This window comes from Acinetobacter sp. H1(2024), assembly GCF_046557555.1.
GTDB lineage: Bacteria > Pseudomonadota > Gammaproteobacteria > Pseudomonadales > Moraxellaceae > Acinetobacter > Acinetobacter seifertii.
In genome coordinates, this window is sequence record NZ_JBKGFO010000006.1 from 41948 (window position 1) to 55772 (window position 13825).

Annotated in this window: 12 protein-coding genes and 1 other RNA gene; 9 read left to right on the forward strand and 4 right to left on the reverse strand. The window is 38.1% G+C overall.

Features of this window, described 5'->3' with window-relative positions; genetic code table 11:
- The first annotated feature begins 77 nt into the window (after nt 1–77).
- The 6 genes from ACLCEG_RS15260 to ACLCEG_RS15285 all read left to right on the forward strand — a co-directional run bounded on the left by ACLCEG_RS15260 (nt 78) and on the right by ACLCEG_RS15285 (nt 7762).
- Nucleotides 78–1229: an EmrA/EmrK family multidrug efflux transporter periplasmic adaptor subunit gene (locus ACLCEG_RS15260; RefSeq protein ID WP_019456813.1), complete on the forward strand. Its 1152-nt coding sequence runs from the start codon at nt 78–80 to the stop codon at nt 1227–1229.
- A 6-nt stretch (nt 1230–1235) separates the two neighbouring features.
- Nucleotides 1236–2759, forward strand: coding sequence for a DHA2 family efflux MFS transporter permease subunit (locus tag ACLCEG_RS15265; RefSeq protein WP_077163484.1), 1524 nt, complete (start codon nt 1236–1238; stop codon nt 2757–2759).
- A gap of 305 nt (nt 2760–3064) precedes the next feature.
- Entirely contained in the window at nt 3065–5050 is a 1986-nt protein-coding gene (gene ggt / locus ACLCEG_RS15270) for a gamma-glutamyltransferase (protein WP_410568156.1), read from the forward strand.
- 161 nt (nt 5051–5211) lie between these two features.
- Nucleotides 5212–5571, forward strand: a transfer-messenger RNA (tmRNA) gene (gene ssrA / locus ACLCEG_RS15275).
- A 423-nt stretch (nt 5572–5994) separates the two neighbouring features.
- Nucleotides 5995–6585, forward strand: coding sequence for a hypothetical protein (locus ACLCEG_RS15280; RefSeq protein ID WP_319915308.1), 591 nt, complete (start codon nt 5995–5997; stop codon nt 6583–6585).
- 226 nt (nt 6586–6811) lie between these two features.
- A complete protein-coding gene (locus tag ACLCEG_RS15285; protein ID WP_319915307.1) occupies nt 6812–7762 on the forward strand; it encodes a hypothetical protein in 951 nt (316 codons plus the stop codon).
- Nucleotides 7763–7786: 24 nt separating this feature from the next.
- On the opposite strand, the gene ACLCEG_RS15290 is transcribed toward ACLCEG_RS15285, so the two are convergent.
- On the reverse strand, nt 7787–8035 hold the full coding sequence (locus ACLCEG_RS15290) for a hypothetical protein (protein WP_005129407.1): 249 nt from the start codon (nt 8033–8035) through the stop codon (nt 7787–7789).
- A gap of 20 nt (nt 8036–8055) precedes the next feature.
- Nucleotides 8056–8799, reverse strand: coding sequence for a hypothetical protein (locus ACLCEG_RS15295; protein ID WP_319915306.1), 744 nt, complete (start codon nt 8797–8799; stop codon nt 8056–8058).
- Nucleotides 8800–9119: 320 nt separating this feature from the next.
- Between ACLCEG_RS15295 and ACLCEG_RS15300 the strand changes: the two genes are divergently transcribed.
- A complete protein-coding gene (locus ACLCEG_RS15300; RefSeq protein WP_005129404.1) occupies nt 9120–9458 on the forward strand; it encodes a helix-turn-helix domain-containing protein in 339 nt (112 codons plus the stop codon).
- Entirely contained in the window at nt 9451–10302 is an 852-nt protein-coding gene (locus ACLCEG_RS15305) for an ImmA/IrrE family metallo-endopeptidase (protein WP_410568159.1), read from the forward strand. Before ACLCEG_RS15300 ends, ACLCEG_RS15305 begins: the two co-directional genes overlap by 8 nt.
- 165 nt (nt 10303–10467) lie before the next feature.
- Here the strand turns inward: ACLCEG_RS15305 and ACLCEG_RS15310 are convergent, their stop codons facing one another.
- Nucleotides 10468–10752 carry a hypothetical protein gene (locus ACLCEG_RS15310; RefSeq protein WP_410568161.1) on the reverse strand — a complete coding sequence of 95 codons (285 nt, stop codon included), beginning with the start codon at nt 10750–10752 and terminating at the stop codon, nt 10468–10470.
- 767 nt (nt 10753–11519) lie between these two features.
- Here ACLCEG_RS15310 and ACLCEG_RS15315 point away from each other — a divergent pair.
- Nucleotides 11520–12359, forward strand: a complete 840-nt coding sequence (locus tag ACLCEG_RS15315; RefSeq protein WP_410568163.1) for a hypothetical protein — start codon at nt 11520–11522, stop codon at nt 12357–12359.
- Between the two features lie 45 nt (nt 12360–12404).
- On the opposite strand, the gene ACLCEG_RS15320 is transcribed toward ACLCEG_RS15315, so the two are convergent.
- Nucleotides 12405–13751 (reverse strand): OprD family outer membrane porin, encoded by a 1347-nt coding sequence (locus ACLCEG_RS15320; RefSeq protein ID WP_410568165.1) that lies wholly within the window; start codon nt 13749–13751, stop codon nt 12405–12407.
- Nucleotides 13752–13825: the final 74 nt, after the last annotated feature.

The window sequence follows — 13825 nt, forward strand, 5'->3', positions numbered from 1 at the left end:
TATAGAAAAATAAAAACTCTATAACAAGGTGTAGTGCGAGATTGATGGCAAAGCCAACTCATCTTTAGGAACATACCATGACTGATGCACAAAGCAATGTACAAGAAACAGTGCCAACAACATCTGCCTCGGATGACAACAACCAAAACAAGCGCAAAAAATTTCTTGGTTTTTTTGCGCTGATTTTATTGATCGCCGCTATTTTGTATGCAATTTGGGCATTATTTTTAAATCACTCTGTAAGTACAGATAATGCCTATGTCGGTGCAGAAACCGCGCAAATTACCTCAATGGTGAGTGGTCAGGTCGCTCAGGTTTTGGTAAATGATACTCAAACAGTTCATCGGGGTGATGTGCTGGTTCGTATTGATGAACGTGATGCCAAAATTGCATTGGCTCAAGCTGAGGCAGAACTTGCTAAAGCAAAACGCCAATACAAACAGACTGCGGCAAACAGTAGCTCTTTAAACTCCCAAGTTGTGGTTCGTGCCGACGAAATTAACAGTGCCAAAGCACAAGTTGCACAAGCACAGGCCGACTACGACAAAGCTGCTTTAGAACTCAACCGCCGTACGCAGCTTGCTGCCTCTGGTGCGGTATCTAAAGAAGAACTCACCAAGGCACAAAGTGCAGTGGAAACAGCTAAAGCAGGGCTAGAGCTTGCTAAAGCTGGTTTAGCGCAAGCGTCTTCGAGCCGTAAAGCTGCTGAAAGTACTTTAGCTGCTAACGAAGCCTTAATTCAGGGTGTAAGCGAAACATCAACTCCGGATGTACAAGTTGCGCAGGCTCATGTTGAACAAGCACAGCTTGATTTGGAACGTACCGTGATTCGTGCGCCAGTTGATGGTGTTATTACGCGCCGCAATATTCAAGTTGGTCAACGTGTTGCACCGGGTACCAGCATGATGATGATTGTGCCGCTGAACGAGTTATATGTAGATGCGAACTTTAAAGAAAGTCAGTTGAAAAAAGTCCGTCCGGGTCAACCCGTGACACTGACTTCAGATTTATACGGTGATGACGTTGAATATCACGGCAAAGTGGTAGGCTTCTCTGGTGGTACAGGCTCTGCCTTTGCCTTAATTCCGGCTCAAAACGCAACAGGTAACTGGATTAAAGTGGTTCAACGCTTACCGGTTCGTATTGCACTTGACCCGAAAGAACTTGCTGAGCACCCACTGCGTGTTGGCTTGTCGATGGAAGCAAAAGTCGACTTATCTGCGAAGTAAACGCTTATGAAAACGCAAACACCTTTTGCCGAGTTAAGCGGTGGCCGTTTACTACTGGCAGCGTTTGTTATTGCCTTGTCGAACTTTATGGTCGTACTTGATACAACCATTGCCAATGTCTCTGTACCGCATATTACCGGTAACCTTGCCGTCTCAAGTACACAAGGGACATGGGTTGTTACGTCCTATGCAGTTGCAGAAGCGATTTGTGTACCTTTAACAGGCTGGCTTGCGGGCCGCTTTGGAACGGTGCGGGTCTTTATCTTTGGTTTAATTGGCTTTACGGTCTTTTCTTTCCTATGCGGTTTGGCAACATCGTTAGAAATGTTGGTGTTTTTCCGTATTGGACAGGGGCTTTGTGGTGGTCCACTTATGCCACTCAGCCAAACTTTGCTTATGCGTATTTTCCCTCAGGAAAAACATGCACAGGCCATGGGGCTATGGGCAATGACTACTGTGGTGGGGCCAATTTTAGGACCAATTTTAGGCGGTCTGATTAGTGACAACTTGTCTTGGCACTGGATCTTCTTTATTAACTTACCTGTCGGTATTGTCTGTGTATTAGCAGCAATGCGCTTGTTAAGAGTGGCTGAAACAGAAACCATTTCTTTAAAAATTGATACGGTTGGTTTAGGACTGTTGGTACTTTGGATTGGTGCGCTACAACTCATGCTCGACTTAGGGCATGAACGTGACTGGTTTAATAGTACCAGCATTGTGGTGTTAGGTTTAACTGCCGCTATTGGCTTTGTGGTGTTCCTGATATGGGAACTCACCGACAAGCACCCCGTCGTGGATGTGAAAGTCTTTAGGCATAGGGGCTTTGCCATATCGGTACTGGCCTTGTCGCTTGGCTTTGGCGCATTCTTTGGCAGCATTGTACTGATACCGCAGTGGCTGCAAATGAACCTTTCCTATACCGCCACTTGGGCTGGTTATTTAACCGCAACCATGGGCTTTGGTAGTTTGACCATGTCACCGATTGTGGCAAAGCTTTCGACCAAACATGACCCACGCGCACTTGCAAGTTTTGGTTTGATTTTACTGGGTATAGTGACCTTAATGCGGGCATTCTGGACCACAGATGCTGACTTTATGGCTTTGGCTTGGCCGCAAATCCTGCAAGGTTTTGCTGTGCCGTTCTTCTTTATTCCACTGTCGAATATTGCACTCGGTTCGGTACTCCAGCAAGAGATTGCGTCTGCTGCGGGCCTCATGAACTTCTTAAGAACCATGGCAGGGGCGATCGGTGCTTCAATTGCAGTGACTGTATGGGACGACCACGCTAAAGTTGCCCGTAGTGAAATGGTATCAAACCTGAACCCAACTGAAGTACAAAACAACCTTCTGCAAAATGGTTTTACGACTGATTCGACCTTAGGAATTATTTCTAACCTTGTCGATAAAGAAGCCATTACCATGTCGGCAAACCATGTATTTTTGCTGTTTGCGATCGTGTTTGTCTTTGCGGGATTGGTGATTTGGCTATGTCCAAAACCCAAACAGGTCAGCGGCATGCCTTCGCACTAAACATAAAAAAAGCATCTCTTCGGAGGTGCTTTTTTTAGGCTTACTAAAAAATGAGTGAATTTATAAATAGCAGATTTCGCTTACATTTAAAGAAATAAAACATGCCAGAATTGGGCAAATCAGTTATAAAAGAATGTGATATCAAGCGAGGAGGCATAACACAGGGCACAGGATCCATGCCCTTAATCATTTAATATTATTAAAATCTTATTTTTATCAAAGATTAAAAAAACTTAATACCTGAAAACAAAGAAGCTTGCATGGCAATTGCATGGATAGGCAGGCGTATATATTGGAGTTATCACGTGAATAAAAGATATTCATTTTTGTTCAGTAGTTTATTAGCAGTCGGTTTATTACAAGGATGTGGAGATGACTCCTCGTCAGATCAGCCCAAGGATGATTCAAATACAACCCCGCCCAATTTAATTGTAGATAATGATCCCACCAGTTGTAGCAAACTGGCACAAGATGGTTCAAGCGTGGTGGTCGGTTCAAACCAAAATGGTGACCCCGCTGCGCCAGAGGGTGCATCGGGTTATAGACTCGGTAACACGGTTAAATACGCAGATAAATATATGGTGGTGGCAAACACACCACTTGCGGTAAAAGCGGGCTGTGATGTTTTAAGAGCAGGCGGTAGTGCAGTCGATGCAGCCGTTGCGGTACAAGCGGTGCTGGGTTTAGTCGAGCCACAGTCGAGTACCATTGCTGGTAGTGGTTTTATGATGTATTACGACGCTAAAACCAAAAAAGTCACAGCTTATGATGGCCGTGAAACCGCACCTGCCGCAGCCAACGAATATTATTTAATTCGCCAAAATATGGATGACCCGAACTCACCAGCACCTGTACCAAGTGCGCGCCGTAGTGGTCGCTCGATTGGTGTGCCGGGTGTGATGCGTTTGCTTGAACAAGCGCAACGGGAACATGGCAAACTTAAGTGGAACCAGCTTTTTGGTGAAGCGATTGGTTTGGCTGACAGTGGTTTCCGCATTCCGGGGCGTTTGGCAGATGCAATTGCAAGCAATGCAAACAGCTTAGCGCTTGATGCAAATGCAATGGCGACCTATTTCTACCCAGATGGATCACCACGTAAAGTCGGCGAGACCATGACCAATAAAGCCTATGCCAGAACACTTGAAGCACTTGCCACGCAAGGTGCAAATGCACTGCACACTGGCCCGATTGCGCAAGCGATTGTAGCAAAAGCAGGACAGACGTTAGGGGATGACCCAGCAAAAACTCCAATTACTCCAAGTTTGATGACCTTGCAGGATTTATCGAACTATCAGGTTAAAAAACGCGACCCGATTTGTACGACGTATCGTGACCGTTACTATGTTTGTACCATGCCGCCTCCATCTTCGGGAGGAATTGCAGTTGCACAGACGCTGGGTATTTTAGAAAACTTTGATATGTCGCTTTATCCACCTAAAAACCCTGAAAATGAAGGCGGTGTACCTGATGTCATGGGCGTGCATTTAGTGTCTGAAGCAGAGCGTTTGGCCTATGCCGATCGTGATAAATATGTGGCAGATACTGACTTTGTGGCTTTACCAGCACAGGGTATTGCAAGCTTTATTGATAAAAACTACCTGAAACAACGTGCAGCACTGATTAACCCGAACCAAAGTATGGGCGTAGCACCAGCGGGTAATTTCAATCCAGCTTCGGGTGTCGACACCACTGTTGAACACGGTACAACTCAGTTCACGATTGTAGATGCCTATGGCAATGTGGTTTCAATGACATCGACTGTTGAATCGAGCATGGGTTCATTCCACATGGTGGATGGCTTCTTGCTGTCAAACCAGTTAACTGACTTTAGCGCGAACCCTTATGACAGCACTGGGGCGCTGGTTGCTAACCGTGTAGAAGGTGGCAAACGCCCACGTAGTACTATGGCACCAACCTTAGTGTTTAAAGGCACCACGCCAGATGAATTTTATATGGCAACAGGTTCACCAGGTGGCGGTACCATCATTCAATATGTGGTTAAAACTTTGGTGGGTGCATTGGACTGGAACTTAAATGCACAGCAGGCCACTTCGCTTGTAAACTTTGGCGCGACCAATAGTCCAAATACCAATATTGATAGCTCGAATGTACAGCTTTCCTTAGTTGACCTGATTGAAGGTTTAAAAGCAAAAGGGCATGGCATATCGAACACTGCGCAAACCAGTGGTATTTCAACGATTATGAAAGTAAATATAAATAATCAAAGTAAATACGCAGGTGGTGTAGACCCACGCCGTGAAGGGATCGTGTTAGGCAATGGTGCTTTATAGGCCAAATTTTAAAAAAAGCTGTCATTTTTGGCAGCTTTTTTATAAGGGGCCTTGAAAAAAACAAAAGGCACTCAATTATGTACGTATGTTCATCAGTGGCAGACTGTTGATAAAATGCACAGCATTTTATTTTAGTTATGCTATGATGTGCAGACATTCATGGGGATGTTATTGGCTTCGACGCCGGTGATGAAACTCATAGATGCATGCCGAGAGCGCATTTTCTCTCGTAAATAAAATTTGCATTTAAATAGTCGCAAACGACGAAACTTACGCTCTAGCTGCCTAAGGGCCGCTTGTCCGCTTCCTAGAATACTTGTGGTCTGGGAACCCGACTGAAGCGCACGCACACAAGTCCGTATAGAGTCAAGCCTCGGGGCTTTATACCAAACTTAGAGGATCGCACCTTGTACCCTGTTCGTCGGGTCACTTGGTGTTAAAACAATAGACGATATCTAAGCATGTAGTATTCTCGAGCGTAGTGCTGGCGGACGCGGGTTCAACTCCCGCCATCTCCACCAAGATTCGTGAAAAGCCCTGAAACGTAAGTTTCGGGGTTTTTTCTTTTTAAGATTCAAATTATTAAATTATCTGAGCGATGAAAGAAAAGGATGACTTTTAAATTCTCCTAAAGTTAAGAAAAGCCTTTATATATGGTTTTTATAATTTAAACTCTCTCAAATTTAAGTTTTTAAATTCCTTGTTTTTTAATTGATTCTAGTTTTTACAAATATGATTTAGCTATATAACAAGTTTGAATATGGACGTGTAATTAATTATTTAAATTTTCATTTTATTTAGCCCGAATGAGTCAGAAAGAAGAAACAATAAATCGATAACAAAGATAAAAGAAGTAGAACCTTATCTATTCTTTATAAAGACTTACTTGCGTAATGTTTTGTAATCTCGGTATAGTCTAACCTCTAATATATAGGGGTTAGATTGTGAAAAAAATAATAGGAATATTTTTATTTTCCTTAGTGTTAGTTGGTTGTGGTAAGTCGGCAGAAGATATTGCTAAAGAAAAGCAAGCTCAAGAACAAGCACTTAAAATAAAACAAGAACAAGAGAGACAATTAAAAGAACAGGCTGAACTTAAAAAAGTTGAGGATGCTGTTCGCTATTATCTTAAAGATGGTGATTCTGCAAAATTTAGAAATGTCATTAAAAATTGTGGTGAGGTAAATGCTAAAAACTCATGGGGGGCTTATTCGGGTTTCTCCAGATTTATAGTTAAATCAGAAAAACAAGTTATCTTTGATGGGCCTGATAATTACTATTTTGATAGTTTGGTAAAGGCATATTGCCATAAAGATTATTTAGCTAAGTTTCCAGTGCAAACAAGTGAAGATATAGCAATTGATGCGAATACAACTGAACAAATATCAGCGGCAGCGGCTGCTGATGCGGCAGCGGGAGAAACTTTAGAAAATGAAACAAGATCAGTTAGTAAACGTAAGAAAGAGGAAGTAGCTATTGAGGAATTAGCTACTGAAGATAAAACGTCAGATACTGGCAGTTCTGAAAATTATTAAGGTATTTAAATTTAAGAACCCGCATATGCGGGTTTCTATATATAGAGAATATTGTGGCAAGTAATCTTGGTATTTTATACCTAAATTTTTGGACATTATTAAACAGGATGTGAAAACATACTCTGAAATTTGGGGAAATTTCAAAACATGATTACTCCGCTGGGGAGCGGTTTAAAAAAGAGTAATTATCGATTCTTAAATAATTTATAAGATTTGGTTAGATCAAATGAACGACTTGATAACGAGATATTTAAATAATCTGGGGCAGTGGCATGAAGTTGCGCTGACAATGACTAAAGCGATTATTGCAATAGGGGTGTTGTGTTTAGTTGCTTATCTTTTAACAATTAGCTATATCCCTTCAGAAATTAGCTTTGGCGATACACTTATTTTTTTACTGATTTTTGCAGCATTTTCTATTGTCTATACTGCGTTCTGCATGATGCTATTTTTCTTTGGTATCTCTTTAATGCCAGTAACTTGGTTCATCTTAAATTTGGTTGATAAGTATTTGCCATCTCACGTAAGAATTGGACAAAAACTTCCTTTTCCAAAGATTAGTATTATCACATTGGGAGTATCTATTTACTTTCTATATATTATTCGTGTTTTATTTTTATTAGATTGGAAAATTAATGCCTATATGGGTATTACAGTAAGTCTAATTTCTTTATTTTATTATGCTTTTTACGTTAATCAGAAGAGAGTCAAAGAATATCGTTTAAAGTTTGAAAATTTAAGAGATATTATTGATGATCCTAAAGCAAGTGAAAATCTAAAAAAATTTGCAGAAACAAAGTTAAAGCAATTAGAAATATGGATTAAAAACTCTATACAATCAGCTCTATTTCTTATTCTTACTCCACTAATCTTCATGTTCTTGATTGGAGATGTTGGCAAAATTTTTTTACATTACACAATGCAAAAAACTGGTGTAAGAATAGAAAAAGCGAATTTATACATCAAAGAACCTTATGCCAATCTAATTGAATTACCAAAACTGACCACTAAAAAACTAAGCCAAGACCAAATTTTTATTTTTAGGGGTATGGAAGTCCCTTTTCAAGGAATTGGTAAAAATACTTTAGTTTCTTATAGGGTCAAAGAGATTGAAAAGCAAATTGTGATTCCTAATGAATATATTACTGTAGAGCGAACTGAAAAGATCGATAACTAAATATTTAATAAGCAAAGATAGTAATTATCTTTGCTTATTAGATTGTGAAAGAAGTGATGCCGCTAATGATTTTGTAGTATCACTATATTTGTCACTTTGTAATACTTTTGATGCTTTTGTCTCCATCTCACTTCCTGTTTGTTTACTTGAATGTGTTTGAGACAAGGCAGAAGCAGCTAACTGTTTTTGTATTGCAGAAGATGAAGAGTTACGTAATACATCCGATGCTAATGAGCTAACTGCTTTAGATGTTTGTTTCGTATTTTTGGACATAATAAATTCTCCTATGGTGATTAGTCTTTTTTGTGATTTTTCTTATATCGATAGAAAGCAACTTTCTCTCGATATTCTTTTAGAGCTTCTGGGTGATCAGTTATAAATTTCCCCATTCTTTTTTTTCCACCTTTATATTGATCATTTTCCCTCATCTTTTTAAGATCCGCTTTATAGCCTCCTGATTTTGTAGCTCTGATAAAAGATGCACCAGCAGCTATACCTTGATTAACGAAATAAGGGGTTGCGATATTTGTAAAGAAATATGAAGTTCCATACGCTGATTGCTTAGCTAAAGTGTTTATAGGCAATAAAATAATTTGCCCCTTTTCTTTTTCTTCACCGATAAGAGCATGAGGTAAGTCAAAAAAATCTGATTTCCACTCATTATCTAAATGACAAAAGTAATTAACTTTTTTATTTATTCTCTCTAATGGGATATTTAGCTCATTACATTTTTCTTGCGTAAACTCTATAAAATGTTTCATCCCTAGGTTTATTGTTATATCTGAGATAGTATCTAAACCTAATCCTTCAACAACCAATATTAGTTCTTCTAAATCTTCAATTGCACCAGACATAACTGCTTCAGAAGAAGTTAATGCTTCCAGCAATTTAGCTGCTTTTATTTCTCCAGCTCCTCTGCCTTTATAACTTTTCTTTGTCCATCCAATCCCTGTGCCTTTAGGTTCCTGAAAGTGACTACATAATTCCGTTGCCAAAGTGTGATTATTATCTTTTAAGGCGGTTAATAAAGTTTCCATAAATGCCTTAATACATTTATGCGCATTCCTGCAATGAACGTTGTTAGTCATTGCAACACTGTAGGGATCTAGAAATACCTTTGTATCTTTTTCCAACTGCAAGTTAAGAAAGTCTAGAGACTCGGGCGGTGGTACCTTAAAAAAATCAAGAAATGTAGTCAAAGTTTAAACTCCAATGTTACTAAAACATGATAAAAAGTTCGCTACACCGAACTGTGATCATTATTTATACTAAATTTTACATAGTCAAGCTTTTTTTTACGCTACTCCGAACTTTTTTCTTGTAAAATATACTCAGTATCAATCAAGAGACATATGAGATGGCAAATACACTTGGTGATAAAATTAGACTTCTTAGAAAAGAAAAAAAACTTACTTTAGAAGCCTTAGCTAATAATGCTGGATTAAGTAAGAGTTACTTATGGGAACTAGAAAATAGAGAATCTCAGAAACCCTCAGCAGAAAAATTATTATCAATAGCTCAAGCTCTAAAAGTTGACGTTGAATTTTTTTTAGAAATGGATTCAAGAACTCCAGAGGAAAAACATATTGATAATGCTTTTTTTCGTGAATATAAAAATTTAAATTCTCAAGAAAAAGAACAAATAAGGAATATAATGGCAGTAATTAAATCATCTTCAGGTAATAAGAATGGATGACAAATTAAGTCCACCAAAAGCTGCTAATAGATTATTAAAGATTATAGATGTTTTTTTTCAGGCGCAAAGTTTAGATAAATTTCCGATTAATGTTGATATGCTTGCATATGAAGCTGCTAATATTTTTAAGTGGAATGATCCTATTACTGAAATTAAAGAAGTCCCAATAAAAAGATTTGATGGCGCCTTATTTAAAAAAAATATCCATCAATGGACTATTTTATATAATCCAACAGTTGAATCATCAGGAAGAATTTTATTTACAAAAGCTCATGAGTTAGGTCATTACATACTTCACAGAACAATACAGGATGAGTTTTTATGTGGTGCCGAAGACTTGCAAACTTATGATATTGCTTCTATTGAAACAGAAGCTAATAAATTTTCATCTTATTTGCTTATGCCAATAGATGATTTTAGAAGACAAATCGATCAAACACAGTTAATCCAATCCTTATCTTTATGTGCATTAAGATATGGGGTTTCTTTAACAGCTGCGATATTGAAGTGGTTAGAATTTACAGAAGAAAGCGTAATTCTAATTAATTCTAGAGATGGTTTTATGAATTGGGCTGTTTCGAGTCGGTCAGCAAAAAATAATGGAGCTTTTTTTAAAACAAAAAAGAATATTATTGAGATACCTGAGCAATCATTAGCTAGTAATAGTTTAGTTCCAGAAGAAAAAAATGGTGAAAAGGTACAAGCTAATATCTGGTTTCCATATGCTCATAAAGATGCTTCGGTTATAGAATATAAAATTACATCAGAAAGATTTGACCATATATTAACTTTAATTTTATTGCCTAGAAATTTAAAGGTATGGAAGCCCAAAGATTTAAATTAAGTTTGATAAGTAGATTTAAAAAATATAATTGTATTATTACTGATAGATGAATAATTAAATTCATTTTATCCAAGGCCCCCGTGCCACAACAGAACTTTAATTTTTTGCGCTGATTTAAAGTCATCCACCGTTGCGACACAGAGATAAGGGAGCTAAGCCAAACGCTTAGCCCATGTCGTTTTTATCGCACCGCCGCATTACACTAAAAAAAGTAGGGGCAAAGTCCTGTGGGAGAGCAGGACTTTGCAAACTGACATGTTCTAGACCTTGCATGAGCTGAGGCGAATACACTTGTTCAAGCCGTTGGTATATACAGTCGCAACTCGCGAGTGTGTGCCCACCCGACAGGCATATTTTTTCAAAATCCTGCTGAGTATGTATGTCACAACCAGAAACGCTGTAATCGCCGACAACGAGGCCTAAAACCAAAATAGTTTTATAAAATTTCATATTATTCTCGTGATGATTTGGGGATATCTCAATGAGAAAAAATAAATCGCTATATTTTAAGTTTTAAAATCATTTTTAAAGGCAATAGTTAACCCGCCTATAAAAGCAATAAAATAAAATGACTTAAATTTTAAAATAAAAATAATTTATAAATTAAAAACTTTAGATAATGGAAATCCTAAGTTTTAAATAAATAAAAAGTTTATAAGGGAGAGGGGATAAGTTTATATAGTGGCATGGTCAACTCCTTAGAATGTATGGAGTCCTACCACCAAAGATCACCGTCAATTGATTTGGGTGGTAGAACGAAAGAGGGTTGACAGACCGGACATACAGAACCAGCACACCCGAAGGTGTCCCCCTTCCGCCCTACCGTAACATTAGGGGGACGGTGGTTTTCACACAGATTTCTCCCTCAGAAGGATAAATCTGATGTGCTGTATGTAAAAACGGTCTGTCAAAACCGACTGGCAATGTAGGCCAGCGAGACCATAATAATCATAAGTTTTTAACAGGTCAATTCAATTTAAATAAAATATTATAAAAAAATTAATTATAATTTTATATTTTAATAAAACTCAAAGTTAGTCCATTAAAATAGGTGAATTAATAAAGATAATAAAGTTAAACTAAACCATTATATGAAGTTTAAAATGCATGAAAGTAACTTATAAATATAAAGTTCAGGTCTTTGTCTTTATAGATTTCATTATTTATTTTTTCTATAAAAATGAGTATTCTATTTCGAAATTAAAGGATTTGATGATATGAAAAGATTACTTTTATGTGGGATAATTGCGTTTTGTACTATATTACATGCTAAAAATTTAACTTCAATTAATGATATCTATAAATTAAAAGATAAACAATTTGAAGACTGTAAGGTTAGTGGTTTTAGTTTGCTTAAGTTAGATAAAGACTTCATTGTTGGTCTCAATGCTAGGCTAAAACCTTTTGGAGCTTTAAAAGCTGATAATTTTGATATGAGTGAATGCCTAGCAAAAAGAAATTTACAGAACAATGTGATAACGACATTTTTTTGGCAAAAGAATAATGAAATTTTGGAACAACATATACAAAGTTATATTGCTTATGACCGTTTTAATAAAAATATGCTGGTTATTTTATTAGATAATGATTTAAATACTTATATCTTAGGTAACCGCGATCAATATCTTATCGATGCATTAAAGAACAGTAGAGAACCAGATGATGGAATATTTAATAGTATTAACTGGAATTCTAGTAGATCTTTTAGAGAACTTGGGCTAAGCAAAGGAGTTCCAAGTAAAGATGATTTAATCGAAATGGAAAATCAGAGATATGCCATCGAAAAAAAAGGATTATTGTGTAGAGCTGCATTTGATATTGCTGATTACGTTATGAAAGCGCGCCAAGATGGGATAAGTAAAACAAATCAGTTAGAAACACTCCGTCAGAATCCTCATAAGGACAATGATTACACCAAATATGAATTCTCTTTAATAGATAAAGCCTATGATGAACCTGCTTATAAAACAAATATAGAAAAATTTGCAGTGACTAAGAGATTTGCTTATAAAACATTTTTTGACTGCCACAAAAGCATATCTAGCTTAATTCCATAAGCGGAAAGGCGGTTTTTAAAGCTAAGCGTTGAGCTTAGCTTGAACTTAAAATGTATATCGGTAATTAATTAATACTCGGTGCTGGTCCCAATCTTTACGGGTCATACCATTTATTTTTTCACCTAGGTTTGCATTTTCAAACTTTGATTCATAATGCAAAAATGAATAACGCACATCTAAGTTTTTCACCCACGGCAGGGCATAACTCACCGTAAAGTCAAAGTAATGCTCTTTACCCTCAATATCACTGCTAATGTTACTTTGGTGAGCGCCAAAGCCATAAATATACTTCGCTTCGGTTTTTAAACCTTTGACGTAGTCTTTCCAGTTATATTTCAAGCGCAGGGCAATTGCGGTTTCATCATTATTGGTAAAGTCGGGGCCAATGGTCGCAGAAGTCGGAAACGGATTGGTACCGTGGTCTTGCGTTAAAACTGAGTTGCGGGCGGAGTGCACGGCAAAGTTATCTTCAATCCAAAAACCATCAAACTTTGAAACAGCAATGCCACCTTCAAGATTATTCTTGGCTAGATTTACATCTACAAAATAACCATTGCCACGGTTGTTAATGTCTTGGCCTTTGACACAGTCCAGCTCGGTTTCGGCACCACATTTAAACAGCTTGCCATCATCACGCGAGAAAAAAGCACCTGTGTTAAATGTCCACACCAAGCCATGCAAGGGAAATTTATATTGAGCAATCGCCCCGTACTTTTTTAAATAATCTTTGCTATTTAAATATTCGGCATTCACGCTCCAGTTTTTGTATTGATACTTGGCACCAAGCAAACCGACATAATCAATTCGCTCGTCATTTTCAGTCACCAGTTTTTCAAAAGAGTCCATGCTGCGCGGTTTCCAGCGGTCATAGTAGGCCATATAGGTCTGTAGCTGATCATTCAATTGAAACTGACCACTGGCACCCGAAAAAGTGTCGGGCACTGCGCGGTTATTGGTGCTTTTAAGTAACAGTGAATCGTGCAATTGGCGACCTAATTTAATTTCGCCTTTGTCGCCCAGTTTTGCCTTGATGTAGAGCTGCCCTAAAGTTGCAAAGTTTTGATCAAGCTTGCCGTTATTTTCGACCTCTAAAAGCTGAGCGCTAGGCTTGCCAGAGTCAAATAACTTGGTGACTGCATAGAGTGAGCCATCTACCCCAAGCCAGTCCCATATGTAGGGTGACTGATAATTTAACTCAAGGCCTAAGGCACTTTGTTCATATTCACTAGATGAAGGTGAAGGGTTAGCAAGCGTAGGGTGGGCCGTGCCCTCATCGTTCCAGTAACGGGTATTAAGTTTTAATTCTAGCTTGCCAAATTGTTGAGGAAGCTCTGCATATGCGTTGCTCACGCTGCCTAAACCAATACAGCCCCATAGCAAATATTTATTCATTTTAAATTCCTTTTTAAGCATGAATAAGCCCTTTGCCTAACGCTGAGGTTAGGCAAGCTTTTTATGAAATGGAT

What these genes read in the sequence shown, in the direction of transcription:
- ACLCEG_RS15290 (WP_005129407.1), bottom strand. Translation starts at nt 8,035, where the DNA reads ATGTCCAAAAATACGAAACAAACATCTAAAGCAGTTAGCTCATTAGCA.
- ACLCEG_RS15265 (WP_077163484.1), top strand. Translation starts at nt 1,236, where the DNA reads ATGAAAACGCAAACACCTTTTGCCGAGTTAAGCGGTGGCCGTTTACTA.
- ACLCEG_RS15295 (WP_319915306.1), bottom strand. Translation starts at nt 8,799, where the DNA reads ATGGAAACTTTATTAACCGCCTTAAAAGATAATAATCACACTTTGGCA.
- ACLCEG_RS15320 (WP_410568165.1), bottom strand. Translation starts at nt 13,751, where the DNA reads ATGAATAAATATTTGCTATGGGGCTGTATTGGTTTAGGCAGCGTGAGC.
- ACLCEG_RS15300 (WP_005129404.1), top strand. Translation starts at nt 9,120, where the DNA reads ATGGCAAATACACTTGGTGATAAAATTAGACTTCTTAGAAAAGAAAAA.
- ACLCEG_RS15285 (WP_319915307.1), top strand. Translation starts at nt 6,812, where the DNA reads ATGAACGACTTGATAACGAGATATTTAAATAATCTGGGGCAGTGGCAT.
- ACLCEG_RS15260 (WP_019456813.1), top strand. Translation starts at nt 78, where the DNA reads ATGACTGATGCACAAAGCAATGTACAAGAAACAGTGCCAACAACATCT.
- ACLCEG_RS15310 (WP_410568161.1), bottom strand. Translation starts at nt 10,752, where the DNA reads ATGAAATTTTATAAAACTATTTTGGTTTTAGGCCTCGTTGTCGGCGAT.
- ACLCEG_RS15315 (WP_410568163.1), top strand. Translation starts at nt 11,520, where the DNA reads ATGAAAAGATTACTTTTATGTGGGATAATTGCGTTTTGTACTATATTA.
- ACLCEG_RS15305 (WP_410568159.1), top strand. Translation starts at nt 9,451, where the DNA reads ATGGATGACAAATTAAGTCCACCAAAAGCTGCTAATAGATTATTAAAG.